General features: G+C 65.8%; 7 protein-coding genes. All 7 read right to left on the bottom strand.

The window, feature by feature from the left end; genetic code table 11:
- The coding region (locus KVP70_RS21300; protein ID WP_229224981.1) for a two-partner secretion domain-containing protein at positions 1-5389 on the bottom strand (5389 nt) is incomplete at its 3' end.
- Positions 5390-5482: 93 nt separating this feature from the next.
- Positions 5483-7186: a ShlB/FhaC/HecB family hemolysin secretion/activation protein gene (locus KVP70_RS21295; protein ID WP_217944175.1), complete on the bottom strand. Its 1704-nt coding sequence runs from the start codon at positions 7184-7186 to the stop codon at positions 5483-5485.
- A 102-nt stretch (positions 7187-7288) separates the two neighbouring features.
- Positions 7289-8017: an ABC transporter ATP-binding protein gene (locus KVP70_RS21290; RefSeq protein ID WP_217944174.1), complete on the bottom strand. Its 729-nt coding sequence runs from the start codon at positions 8015-8017 to the stop codon at positions 7289-7291.
- Between the two features lie 12 nt (positions 8018-8029).
- Positions 8030-9979 carry a branched-chain amino acid ABC transporter ATP-binding protein/permease gene (locus tag KVP70_RS21285; protein WP_217944172.1) on the bottom strand — a complete coding sequence of 650 codons (1950 nt, stop codon included), beginning with the start codon at positions 9977-9979 and terminating at the stop codon, positions 8030-8032.
- A gap of 3 nt (positions 9980-9982) precedes the next feature.
- Complete coding sequence (locus KVP70_RS21280) at positions 9983-10873, bottom strand: branched-chain amino acid ABC transporter permease (protein WP_008447933.1); 891 nt, start codon at positions 10871-10873, stop codon at positions 9983-9985.
- A gap of 79 nt (positions 10874-10952) precedes the next feature.
- Positions 10953-12110, bottom strand: coding sequence for an ABC transporter substrate-binding protein (locus KVP70_RS21275; protein WP_217944170.1), 1158 nt, complete (start codon positions 12108-12110; stop codon positions 10953-10955).
- Between the two features lie 219 nt (positions 12111-12329).
- Positions 12330-12854, bottom strand: coding sequence for a tetratricopeptide repeat protein (locus tag KVP70_RS21270; protein ID WP_217944168.1), 525 nt, complete (start codon positions 12852-12854; stop codon positions 12330-12332).
- Between the last annotated feature and the right edge of the window lie 11 nt (positions 12855-12865).

Here is a 12865-nt window from a genome sequence, read left to right as displayed (position 1 = left end):
GGTTGCTCATGCTCTGGCTGGCGATGACGATGCTGGCGCCGCTGTCCTTCAGCGTGGCGATCTGGCCGCCATCGTTGTTCAGGCTGCCGGCGGCGATGGTCGCCTGTCCGGCCGAGACGATCTGGCCACTGTTGTTGACGATGGCCGTGGTCTTGCTGAACTCGAGCTTGCCGCCGCTGGTGATCGTGCCCTGGTTGTCCAATTGCTGCGTAACGGCCAAGTCCAGCGCCAGACCGGACGACACCGCGCCTGCGGCCTGGTTCTGCAGGCTGCCAGCCGCCAGGTCCAGGCTGCCATTGCCGGCGATCAGGCCGCTGTTGATGATGGCCCCTTGGGCCGAGACAATTGCCGCCGCACTGCCGACGTTGACGATGCGGCCTGCCGTGTTATCGATGGAAGCAGCCTGCACGCGCAGTGCGCTGGCGGCGCCGATCGCCTCCATGACGCCGCTGTTGTTGTTCAGGGCCGCGCCCGCCGCGAATCGCAGATCCCGCCTGGCCTGGATGGAACCGTGCGTATTGTCCGCCGCGTAGGCAAGGCCCACCGTCAGATTGCGGTCGGACTGGATCACGCCGCCGCGGTTGCTCAGGCTCTGCGCGTGGAGCGCGATGTTGGAACCGGAGCCGCGCACCGTGGCCAATTGGCCGCCATCATTGTTGAAAACGCCGGCGCTGATCGTCGCTGCGCTGCCGGCGACGATACTGCCGCTGTTACGCACCGCGACCGTTGTCTGTGTAAAGTCCAGCCTGCCGATGCTGCTGATGGCGCCCAGGTTATCCAGCTGCTGGCTTACGCCCAACGCCAGGTTCTTGCCTGCGGAGATGGTGGCGCTGGCGTTGTTCTGCAAGGTCTTTGCCGCCACTGCCAGATCGCCATTGCCGGCGATCTGGCCACCGTTCAGTATCACGCCCTGCGCGACTACGCCGCTGGCGCCGGTGCCGACGTTGACGACGCGGCCGTCCGTGTTATCGATGGAAGCGGCCAGCACCTTCAACGCGCTGGCCGCGCCGACCGCTTCCATCAAGCCGTGGGTGTTGTTCAGCGCGGCGCCGGCCGTGGTCTGCAAATCCTTGCCGGCCTGGATGCTGCCCGAAGTATTGTTCAGCGCGCCGTCGACGGTCAGCGTGGCGTTGCGGTCGGCTACGATGGCGCCGCCCTGGTTGCTGGCGCTGCCGGCGCTAATATCAAGGTCCGACTGCGACTGCCTGACCGTCGAAATCAATCCTTTATCGTTGTTCAACACGCCTGCGGCCAGATTGATGCCGCCGTTGGAAACGATCCACGCATCGTTGTTGACGGTGGCCGTGGTCAAGCCGAAGTTCATCAGTCCGTTGCTGCTGACCGTGCCGTGGTTGTCCAGCAGGTCGCGCACCGACAGGCCGAGGCCCGCGCCCGCCAGGATGCTGGCGCCAGCGCGGTTGCTGACCGATAGCGCGCTCAAGTCCAGCTTGTCGCTGGCGGCGATGCGGCCGCCGTTCAAGACATAGCTGGCGCTGCCGACGCTGGCGCCGTTGCGGCCCGCGCCGACGATGCTGCCAGAGGTGTTGTCGATGCCGTTGGCTTGCACCGACAACCGGCCCTCGGCGCCCAGCGCCTCGGCGGCGCCGTTACCGTTGTTGAACGCGCCGCCGGCGCTCAGCGTCAAATTCTGCCCGCCCTGGATCACGCCGAAGCGGTTGTCCACCGCGCCGCCCACCTGGAGATCGGCGCTGCCAGCGGCAAGAATGCGGCCGTTGTGGTTGCCCAGCTGTTGGCTTTCTATGTCGAGATCGCCGCCGCTCGCAAGGGTGGTGGCGATCTGGCCGCTATCGTTGACCAGCTTGCCTGCCTTGATGAGCAAGCCGCCGTTGGCGATGATGGAACCGCTGTTGCCGACGTTGCCTGTGGTCTTGCTGAACACCAGCGAGGCGCCGCTCTGGATCGTGCCGTCATTCCGCAGCAGTTGCTCCACCGCCAGCGTCATGTCCTTGCCCGACGTGAGCGCGCCGCCCTGGCCGTTGTGCACGGTATCAGCCCTTACCTTGACGTCGCCATTGCCTGCGATCAGGCCGGTATTCTGGAGATCAGCTTCCGACGTGATGCCGGTATCGCCGCTACCGACGTTGGCGATGCGGCCGCCGGCATTGCCGATAGCTCCGGCATTGAGTTGCATGCGGCTGGTACTGCCCATCGCCTCGATAACGCCGGCGCTGTTGTTCAACGTGTCCGTGGCGGCGATGGTCAGGTCCCGGCCAGCCTGCACGGTGCCGTTGTTGTTGTTGAGCGCACCGTCCAGCTGGATATCGACGGCGCCGCCGGCGACGATGCCGCCACCACGGTTATCCAACGCCGTGCCGTGCAGGGTGATGCCGCTGGCGGAACCGGCCGACGTAGCGATCTGCCCGGCATTGGCGACCTTGTGCGCCTGCACATTGATGTCGCCCGCAGCGACCATCTGGCCGGTGTTGCGCATGTCGGCCTTGGCGGTGCCCAGGTCCAGCGCGCCGGCGCTGCTGATCAGGCCGGCGTTGTCGAGCTGCTGGCTGACGGCCAGGTTGAATGCCCCGCCACTGGACAGCGTGCCGCCGTTGCTCACGGTGGCGGCCGTCATCGCGAGCTTGCCGTTGCCGCCGATCAGTCCGTCGCTGACGATGGCGCCGGCGGCGGCGACCAAGCTGTCGCCGCCACCGGCGTTGACGATACGGCCGCTCCGGTTCTGGATGGCGCCGGTGTCAAGGCTGAGTTTGCTGCCGGCGCTGACCGTTTCGATCACGCCGCCCTGGTTGAGCAAGGTTTGCGCGGCATTGATGGTGGCATCGCGCTGGCCGTGGATCAAGCCTTTACTGTTGTCCAGGTCGCCTTTCGAGGCGGTGATGCCGACGTCGCGGTCGGCCAACAGGCTGCCGCCGCGATTGCTGATATCGGCCGCGCTGAGCGCCAGGCTGGCGCCGGAAGCGGCTGCGGTGCCGATCTGGCCACCGTCATTGCCAGCATGCAGCACGGCGATGTGGATGTCGCCGCCGGCCGCCATCTGTCCGCCATTGTTCAACGTCGCGGCGCTTTCGTTGAAATCGAGCGCGGCGCCGCTGGTGATGCCACCCAGGTTGTCCAGTTGTTTGCTGACGGCCAGGGCCAGGCTGCCTGCCGCCTGGACGGTGCCGCCGCTTTGGTTCTGCATGGTCCGCGCGGCAACCGTCAACGCGCCGTTCGCGCCGATGACGCCGGTGTTCAGCAAATTGCCGGCAGCGCCGATGTCGCTGGCGCCGTTGCCGGCATTGACGATGCGGCCATGGTTGCTGTCGATCTCGCCGGCGCGCACACGCAGGGCGCCGGTAGCACCGATGGCTTCGATGGCGCCGGACTGGTTGTCCAGTTTTCCGCTGGCGTCGAGCGCCAGGCCACGCACCGCCTGGATCTGGCCGTTGTGGTTGTCTACCGCGCCAGTGGCGGCGATGCTTGCGCGCGCGCTTGAGACCAGCTTGCCGTCGCGGTTGACGATGGCGCCGCTGCTCAGTGCCAGGTCGCCGCCTGCCGTCAACCAGCCGCTGCCATTGTCCACGCCCTGGACCTGGAGGTCGGCGTTGCCGCCGATGACCAGCTGGCCCGCATGATTGTCGAGGGTGGTGCCGTGGATGCTGGCGCCGCGCTGCACGTTCAGTTGTCCGGCGCGGTTGTTGAACGCACCGCCATGGACCGTCAGCGACGACAGGTTCATCTGGCTAGCTATGTTGTCGAGCGCGCCTGCCGTCAGTGCGATGCCGCTGCCGGAGAGGATCTGACCGCCATCGTTGTTGATCGCGCCGGCCACATGGACGAAGCCCGGCACGACGGGCACGGGCGGCGTGGTGCCGGTGTTGGCGCCGCCGCCATCGGTGTTGGCGCCGCCGCCATCGGTGCCGGTGCCGGTGCCGGTGCCACTCCCGGTGCCGCCTGCGTTGCCGCTGCCTGCGCCGCTGTCGCCGCCCGTGCCCGTGCCCGTGCCGACGCCCGCACCACCGTTGCTGGTGCCGCCGTTGCCCGCGCCATCCGCGATTGCGGCGGCCGGCGCAGCGCCGACCTGCCCGCCGCCCACATTATGCAGGCTGGCCGCCACCACATCCAGCGCCACCGCTCCACTCTGCAGTATCTTGCCCGACTGGTTATTGATGCCGCCGCCGGTGCTGCGCAGCGCCAGGCTTTGCGCCTGGATCACGCCGCCGCCGTTCTCGACATCCCCCTGCACCGCCAGCACCGCGCGGCCGGCGCTGCTGATCAGATTGCTGTTGCCCAGGCTGGCGGCCGCCAACTGCAGGCCGGCCGTGCCGCTGAGGGTACCGCTGTTCGCCACCGCCGCCGGCGTGTTCAGCGCCAGCGTGCCGCCAGCGGAGATGGCGCCGCTGTTGACCATGCCATCCCGCGCCGTGGCCGACAAAGCCAGGCTGGCCGCCAGGCTGCCGGTATTTTCCAGCCTGCCCTCGGTGGTGACGACCAGCTCGCCCGCCGCCGCGCCCAGCGCGCCGGCATTGCGCACGCCGACACCGGCCTCGGTGCCGACCAGCGTGATCTTGTTGGCATACATGCCGCCCAGCTGCGAGGCATCGATGCCATAACGAGGCGCCGCGCCGCCGGACAGCACCGGGGTCGCCGCGCCGCCGGCGGCCAGGGCGACGTCGTTGACGCCGGTCGTCACCTCCAACTGTTGCGCCCACAAGCCGGCGTTCAGCTGCACCGAGCGCGCGATCAGGGCCGTGTAGTCGGTCTGCCGCGCGTCCAGGCCCGCGCCGCCGATGCTGATCATGCCGCCCCGCACCGCGTAGCCGCGCAGCGCGCCATCGGTGTCGTCCAGCAAGGGCTTGCCGGTGGTCAGCGTGGCGCGGCTGACGTTGATGAAGCCGGCGCCGTCGACCACGATGCCGGCCGGATTGGCGATCACCATTTCCGCGCGCGATCCGGCCACCTCGATATAGCCGCGCAACTGGCTCGGATCGTTGGAGTTCACTTCGTTCAGGATCACCCGCGCGCTGCCTCGCTCCATCCACGGATTGGCGTCGATCCAGCCGCCCAGTTGGCTCTGCACGGCGGTGCGCGAGTTGTTCAGCACGGCGCCCGTCTTGGGCACATCGAAGCGGCTGTAGACGTTGCGCGACACGCCCGCCGCGCTCGGCGTCTGCACGTTGACCTGCAACACGCCGTTGGCCGCGTTGAGCACCGTGGCCTGCTGGCGCCCAGCCGCGTTCGGATCGGCAATGATCTGCGCCGAGGCCAGTCCGGCCAGCAAGGCCGTCCCGCCAAACGCACCGAGCAGCGCGCGGGCCAGGCTGCGCAAGCGCGTCGCCATGCCGCCTTGCCGGCCACCCACCGCCGCAGTCCCCGCCGGGCCCGCCTGCCCCGCGCCCTTGCCGCTGCTGCGGGCGGTTTCCTGTACGGCCATGCAGAGGCCTCGGGCTTTGTTGAAGACGATACGGTAGCAGTGCGTGTTCATTGCGGGTCCTTCCGCCGGCGGGGTTGAGGCCAGCAAAAAAATTTAATACTGATAGTTGACGTTGAAACCGCCGGCACTGGGGGCGGTACGGAAATGCTCGGGCTTGCGGATAGGCCGCCCGATGAAGAGATCGATCTGGGCGCCGCCGAACTGGCCGCGCCAGCCGAGCGCGCCGCCGGCCAGGCTGGTGCCCGCCAGCGCGGCGGCGTGCGGCCCCGCGACCTGGCCATAGTCCAGGCCCAGGTACAGCTGGGTTCGCTCGTTGATCGACCAGCCGAGGTCATTCCGCAGCAGCCAGCCACGCTCGGCCGACAGGCTGGCCTCGCCGTCGAAACCGCGCACCGTGTAGCGTCCGCCGATGGCGAAGCGGTCCTGCGGGATCAGCGTCGAGCGGTTCCATTGCGCGCGCCAGTTGGCCTGGTATTGCAGCTTGACCGAACGCAGCGCGAACGGCAGCGTCAGCGTGGCGTCGGCATTGACGATGGTGGGCCGCGCGGTGCCGTCGTCGAACTGCTCCTCGGGCGCCGGCAAGGTGCCGAACAGATGGGAGCCGCGCTTGTAGAGCAGGTTGGCGTCCAGCGTGGCGTCGCCGAGGAATTCCTTGTGCGACAGACCCAGCTCGTGGCCGCCCATCTGGCGGCGCTGCACCTGCACTTCGGTATCGTCGATGAAGTTGTTGCTGCGGCGGCGGTACAGGCGCAGCGCGGCGGTGGTCTTGCGGGCGGCGTCACGATACAGCACGCGCGCGGCCTTGAACTCCAGATTGCCGCTGGTGCCGCTGTACACATAGGTCTGGTTGGCGCCGGCGATGCCCTGGTAGTAGCGGTAGCGGCTGGCGTTGAGCGAGAACAGCCAATACCCGGCCGGCATCGAATAGTGCAGCGCGTAGTTGCGGGTGCCATGGGCGCGGCCCGCGCCGACACCGGACAGGTCGCGGGTGACGCTGACATAGGCCAGCTCCTGCCAGCCCAGCAGATTGTCCAGCGACAGCGTGGCGCCGCCCTGGTATTTGCCGGTGGAGTCGCTGCCGCTGTCGTCGGCGGACAGGCTCAGGCGCACCGGCAGCGCCTGGCGCCACTTGATCAGCAGGTCGCTTTCGCCGGGTTGCTCGCCGGGCACGATTTCGATATCGGCCTCGGCGGTCGGCACGCGCTTGAGGTTTTCCAGCGCCTGCTCGATGTCGCGCAGGTTGAGCAGGTCGCCGGGCCGGGCCGGCAGCGCGGTGCGCCAGGAGGCGCGGTCGTTGCTGGCGCCGGCCGCCGGCGCGGCGTAACGGATCGCGCGGATGCGGCCCGGCACCAGCACCAGTTGCAGCTCGCCGCCGCGCAAGTCCTGCGGCGCGGCCAGCACGCGGGTGGTGACGTAGCCGGCCGCGATCAGCGCGTTCTGCACCTTGCCGATCACGGCGTTGACGCCGCCACTGCCCAGGCACAGACCGGCGGCATCGGCGGCCGCGTCCAGCGCCCAGGCGAAGCGCGCCGCCTGGTCGCCCTGCAGGGCAACGTGGCGGATCGGCAAGCACGGGGTCTCATTCAGCGGATAGCCGGCCGCGGCCTGGACCGGCTCGCGAGACAGCCGCACGGCGGGCCGCTGCTCCTCGGCCTGCTCGTTCTGTGCCCGCTCCTTTTGTTGCTGACGCTGGATTTGTTGCGCCGCGATCTCGGCTTGGCTCTGGCCGTACGCGCCGTAGTGGACCAGGCTGCACAGCAGTACCGCGCCGCGCAACCGACTGCTTTTTTGTTGCATTTATTGCCTTACAAAAACTCAACAGTTGCAAATTATATCTATCGAGTTTCCGTATGGCAATTAATTTATTTTAAAATATATAACTTTTATTCTGATAGTTTCTTAGTGCCCTTGCCCGCCGCCGAGGTAGGCCGCGATCACTTTCGGATCGGTCTTCAGGCTCTCGGCCGGGCCATGGACCGAGATCGTGCCATTTTCCAGCACGTAGCCGTAGTCGGCCACGTTGAGCGCGGCGGCGGCGAACTGCTCCACCAGCAGCATCGTCACGCCTTCGGATTTCAGGCGCTGGATGATGCGGAACACTTCCTCCACCAGGATGGGCGCCAGGCCCATCGACGGCTCGTCGAGCAGGATCACTTCCGGATTGAGCATGACGGCGCGCGCCATCGCCAGCATCTGCTGCTCGCCGCCGGACAACGTGCCAGCCAGCTGGTGCTGGCGTTCCTTCAGGCGCGGGAACAGCTCCAGCGCCTTTTCCAGGTCGTGCTTGATGTCGCCCTTGGGCCGCGCGCGCGTGAAGCGCGGGAAGGCGCCCAGCAGCAGGTTGTCCGTGACCGTCATCGAAGCGAACACGCGCCGCCCTTCCGGCGAATGGGCCAGGCCGGCGCGCGCGATCATGTGAGAATCGGCGCCGGTGATGTCCTTGCCGGCCAGCGTGACCTTGCCGTCCCTGGGCTTGAGCATGCCGGAGATGGCGCGCATGGTGGTGGTCTTGCCGGCGCCGTTGGAGCCGATCAGCGTGACCAGCTTGCCCTTCGGGACCTCCAGCGAGATACCGTGCAGGACTTCGACTTTGCCGTACGACGCGTGCAGATTGGTAATCGATAGCATGTGCTGTCCTCGTTAATGCGCCGCAGGCGCTTTGGTGCCACCGTGTTCTTCGCCGCTGCCGCCCAGGTAGGCCTCGATCACCTTGGGATCGCTCCGCACGGCGGCCGGCTTGCCTTCGGCGATCTTCTGGCCGAAGTCCAGCACCGTCACCGTGTCGGACAATGCCATCACCACGTCCATGTGGTGCTCGATCAGGATGATGGTGATGCCGTGGTCGCGGATCTTGCGGATGATCGCCATCAGCTCCTTGATGTCCGGCGCGGTCAAGCCGGCCGCCGGCTCGTCGAGCAGCAGCAGGCGCGGACTGAGGCCGAGCGCGCGGCCGATTTCCAGCAGGCGCTGTTTGCCATATGGGAGGTTGCGCGCCTCTTCGTTGGCCAAGTCCGACAGGCCAACAAACTCCAGGATGCTGGCGGCACGTTCGCGCGCTGCGCTTTCCTCGCGCTTGTAGCGCGGCGTTTGCAGCATCACATCCAGCACGTTGGAGGCGAAGGTGTTGTGCAGGCCAACCAGCACGTTCTCGGTCGCGGTCATCTCGCCGAACAGCTGCACGTTCTGGAAAGTGCGCGCCACGCCGCCCAGCGCGATCTCGGACGGCGTGCGGCCGGAGATCACCGCACCCGCGAACGACACCTTGCCGGCGGTCGGCTTGTAGATCCCGGTCAGCACATTCATCATCGTGCTCTTGCCCGAGCCGTTGGGGCCGATCAGGCCGTGCACGGCGCCCTGCAGCACGTTCAGGTCCACCTGGTTGAGCGCCTTCAGGCCGCCGAACTGCATCAGTATCTGCTCCACGCTGAGCAGCGTGTCGCCGGCATTGCCACCCTTGGCCCGCGAGAACGGCTCGACGCCGCTGGCCGCCACCGCCTTCGCGTGCACCGCACCTTTGCCGACAAGGCTGAACAGGAAGCCAACAATGCCGTCCTGCAGATAGTAGACCACGAACAGCGTCATCAGACCGAACACCGTCAGGCGCCAGTCGACGATGTTTTCCAGCTTGTACGAGAACGCCGCCATGCCGATGGTGGCGACCAGCGGTATCAACACGTCGCGCGGCGTCGAGCGTTTTTTCGCCAGCATGAAGGCCGAGCCGATCACGCCCAGCACCGCGGCGGCGGTGGCGATCTTGCGGAACAGCTCAATATCGGCCAACAGGCTAGGCAGCATCACCACGATCATCGCGCCGATCAGCGAACCGGAACGAGTCTTGCGGCCGCCCATGATCACCGCCAGCAGGAACAGAATGGTCAGCTCGAAGTTGTAGGTGTTGGGCGAGATATACTCTTCCGAATACGCATACAGGCTGCCGGCCAGGCCCGCGAAACCGGCGCTGATGATGAAGGCGTAGACCTTGTAGCGATACACCGAAACGCCCATGCAGTCGGAGGCGATCGGGCTGTCTCGCAGCGCCTCGAAGGCCCGGCCCAGGTTCGATTTCAATATGCGGTGCACGACGATCAGCGACAGCACCATCAGCGCCGCCACCATGTAGTAGTAGCCGACTTCACCGAGCTTTTGGCCGATGATGGTGGGCTTGCCGATCTTGATGCCCATCGGGCCTTCGGTGAGGAAGGTCATCTCGTTGATCAGGATCTGGATGATGGTGCCGAAGGCCAGCGTCACCATCGCCAGGTACGGGCCGGTAACGCGCAAGGCCGGCAGCGCGAGGATGGCGCCGAACACCGCGGCGCCGGCCACGCTGGCCGGGATCGCGATCCAGAACGGCGCGCCAAGCTTGAACACCATCACGCCAGTGGCGTAGGAGCCGATGCCGAACAGGCCCGCATGGCCCAGCGATACCTGCCCCGTGTAGCCGACCACGATGTCCAGCCCGAACAGCAGGATGGCGTAGATCAGTATCGTTTCAAACAAATGGATGTAGTACGGATTCGGGATCAGCACCGGATACAGCACCAGCGCCGCCAGTCCCAATACGCTCGCCGCGAGGAGTTTCTTGTTCATGGATCAGACCTTTTTGATGGCGGCTTTGCCGAACAGGCCGGACGGCTTGATCGCCAGTACCAGCAGGAGCAGGAGCAATCCCGGTACTTCCTTGTAGCCGGTCGAGATGTAGTAGCCGGTGGTGGTCTCGGCGATGCCCAGTATCAGGCCACCGACGATCGCGCCCACGCCCGAGGTCAGGCCACCGATGATGGCCACCGCGAACGCCTTCAGGCCCAGCGAGGCGCCCATCGTCGCGCCGGTCAGCGTCAGCGGCGCCACCAGCACGCCGGCGAATGCCGCCGTGGCCGACGACAGCGCGTACGAGAAGGTGATCACCATGCGGGTGTTGATTCCCATCAGGCCCGCCGCGTCGCGGTCGTTGGCGGTGGCCACCACGGCCTTGCCGTAGATCGATTTGCGGTTGAATATCTCCACCGCCGCCATGATCGCCAGCGCGCCGACGATCACCGCCACCTGCATCGGCTGCACGTTCGCACCCAGCACCTGGAACGGCGTGGAGCTCAGCGGCGACGGGAAGGTCAGGTCGTCCTTGCCCCAGATATTCTCGGCCACGTTCTTGAAAATGATGGCCAGCGCGATGGTCGACATGATCCAGCCGAATTCCGACTTGATCTTGATCGCCGGCCGCACGCCTATCCATTCGACGAACATGCCCTGCAGCGCGCCGAACACGATCACCAGGGGGATCATCAGCAGGTAGCTCATGTAAGGCCCGCCGTGGATGGTGCCGACCAGGCTAAGCCCGACCAGTGCGCCCAGCATCAGCGACTCCCCCTGGCCAAAGTTAAGCGTGCCGGAAGTGGCGAAGGTGAGCTGATAGCCGAACGCGATGACGGCGTAGATCATGCCGAGCGCGATGCCGCTGAATGCCAGTTGCAGGAAGATTTCCATGATGACCACCACTGTAGGACGACAAGAAAAAGGCCAGGCTTGAATCCTCAAGACTGGCCGGTACCAATGCGGCGCGAGCTTACTTGACCGGCACTACTTTGCCGTCCTTGACTTCACCGAAGACGGTGATGTCGGCGGTGATCGCTTCGTGGTTGTCTTTGCTGAACGGCTTGCTGTAGGTGGTGACGACGCCGTCAACCTTCTCGTTCAGGCTTTCCAGCGCGGCCTTGACCTTCGGACCTTCGGTGGAACCTGCCTGCTTGATGGCGGCCGCCAGCAGGTAGATCGAATCGTAGCCCTGCGCCGCCGACACCGGCGACGGCATGCGGTCGCCAGGTGGATGGTAGGCCTTCACATAAGCGTCGATGAAGGCTTTGCGCTTGGGCGTGGTCGGCTCCTGGATGAAGGTCTGCGGCATGCGGGTGCCGTTGCCGTTCTTGCCGGCGTTGTCGATGAAGTTCGCCATCGACAGCGTCCAGCTGCCGATCAGCGGCACTTTCCAGCCCAGTTTTTCCATGCCGTTGGCGATCTGCGCCAGCTCCGGGCCGATACCGTAGGTCAGCACCACATCGGCGCCGGCCTGCTTGGCCTTGAGCAGCTGGGCCGTCATGTCGACGTCCTTCAGATTGTATTTTTCGACGGCGACGGCCTTGATGCCTTTTTTATCCAGCGCCTTTTCCAGGTCCTCGCGACCGAGCTGGCCGTAGTTGGTGGAGTCGGCCAGGATGGCGACCTTCTTGAATTTGCGCGTGTCGATCGCTTCCTGCACGATCATGTGCGACTGGATCGTATCGTTGGCCGAGTTGCGGAAGATGTAGTTTTCAGGCTGGTCGGCGAACTGCTTGGTGACGATGGAGCCGGTGGCGACGTTGTTCATGACCGGGATCTTGGCTTCCTGGTAGAAGCGCTGCGAGGCCAGGGCCACGCCGGTGTTGATGTAGCCGACGGTGGCGGTGACCTTCTCTTTGTTGATCAGTTCCTGGGCGATCTGCACGCCGCGCTCATTCTTGGCCTCGTCGTCGCGTTCGATCAGCTGGATCTGGCGGCCCAGCAGGCCGCCCTTGGCGTTGATCTCCGCCACGGCCAGCTTGACGCCGTCGCGCATCGATACGCCCATCGGCGCGGAACCGCCGGTGAATGGACCGGCCACGCCGATCTTGATGGGTTCAGCCGCCATCGAGGAAGCCGAGAAACCGAGTGCCATGCCTGCAACGAGCATTTTCAACTTGAAATTCATCTGTCATCTCCTGTTTACAACGTTTTTATAGTAGCTGCTTACGTGCTGCTTACTTGCTGCTTACGTGCGAAACTCGGCTGGATAGCTGCACCATCGATGGAGCATTGTAGGTTAGTAGATCGGCAGCAGCAACAGATAGATGTGCGGCGTCGCAGCAAGGCGCCAAGGGGCTGCCGCGTGTAAGCTGGCTGTAAGAAATGGGCGGGAATTTGGCCAGCGCTACATGCCGGACGTGCGCTGCGCCAGGGCGCGATTGGCGAAACGCATCTGCGTTTCGGACAGCGCTTCGTTGCGGTCAAAGCCCATCGAGCCGTCGCGCAGGCCGATGGCCATCGCCATCACCGCTTCAGGATACTCCAGATCCGCCGCTTTTTCTATGAGGCGGCGCGCAGCCTGCTCATCGCGCTTAACGCCGTCGCCGCTCAGATACAGGTTCGCCAGCGCGAACATCGCGGCCGGCATCTGCCGGCTGGCGGCGAACTGCAACCAGTGGGCCGCAGCCTTGGTGTCGCGCGCGACCGCCATGCCGTTCCGGTACATCATGCCCAGATAGTAGGCCGCCAGCGGATCGCCGGCCTTGGCGGCGGCGCTGAAGATCGAAAATGCTTTCGGCAGGTTGGCGGGTGCGCCGGAACCGCCGCGCAGGTAGTGGCGCGCGTCGTCGACCGGCCCGGCCGCGACGACGCCTGCGGCGCCCGCCGCCAACACTATCGTCATCAATCTCACCGCCAGCAACTGCTTCATGCGCCCTCCAC

It is taken from the genome of Duganella violaceipulchra, from assembly GCF_019166075.1.
Taxonomy (GTDB): Bacteria; Pseudomonadota; Gammaproteobacteria; order Burkholderiales; family Burkholderiaceae_D; genus Rugamonas; species Rugamonas violaceipulchra.
Note: the sequence above shows the minus strand (reverse complement) of the source record. Positions and strands in the feature narration are given on the sequence as shown.